General features: G+C 63.3%; 1 protein-coding gene. It reads right to left on the reverse strand.

The features are described from left to right. Positions 1-623 (reverse strand): chromate transporter (locus tag RJ05_RS33190; RefSeq protein ID WP_162140651.1); only part of this gene is annotated, 623 nt, incomplete at its 3' end. Between the last annotated feature and the right edge of the window lie 45 nt (positions 624-668).

Below are 668 nucleotides of genomic sequence, written 5' to 3' on the forward strand. Positions count from 1 at the left end.
GAGGCCCACCGCTGCAGAGTTGAGCCCAGGCAGCATCCTGCGGTAGACCTGGAAGTGACGGAAGCCGCCCACCAGGGCATGATGCCATAGATGAGGAGGATGCCCGGAGCAAAGAGAGCGACCCAGCAGATGAAGATGCCTGCCACAACGCTCACGCCCGCGTTGAAGGCAATGATGGCGCCAAGGTAGGCAGCAAAGTTGAAGAGGGGCCCCGGCATGGCTTGCACGAGGGCAAGGCCGGTCAGGAAGTCGGCCTGGGAGACCCACCCGGTGGCCACCACCTCATTCTGCAGCAGTGGCAGAACCACCTGGCCGCCGCCAAAGATGATGGAGCCGGTCCGGTAGAAGGCCTCCCACCAGTGCAGCTCCTTGTGCGACTCATAGTCGGTGCGGCGGCGGAAGACAATGGTGCAGACAAGCACGATCAGCCACGCAGCCACGAGGATCAGGCCCACAACGCGGCTCACTCCCAGCTTCTCTATGCGGTCGGCCTCGCTCGCCTTGGACACCACTTTGCGGAGGGTGAAGAGGGTGACGAGGCCGCCAGCGAGGATGAGGGTGGGGAAGATCCACGTGGCGGGGTAGTAGTAGGAGATGACGGCCGCCACAGTGTTGATGATCATGGTCGTGCGGTCCTTGCAGGTGCCGTAGGTCAGGCCTTTAGCCGC

The sequence above is a fragment of the Nocardia cyriacigeorgica NBRC 100375 genome, from assembly GCF_000308555.1.
Lineage (GTDB): Bacteria > Actinomycetota > Actinomycetes > Mycobacteriales > Mycobacteriaceae > Nocardia > Nocardia cyriacigeorgica.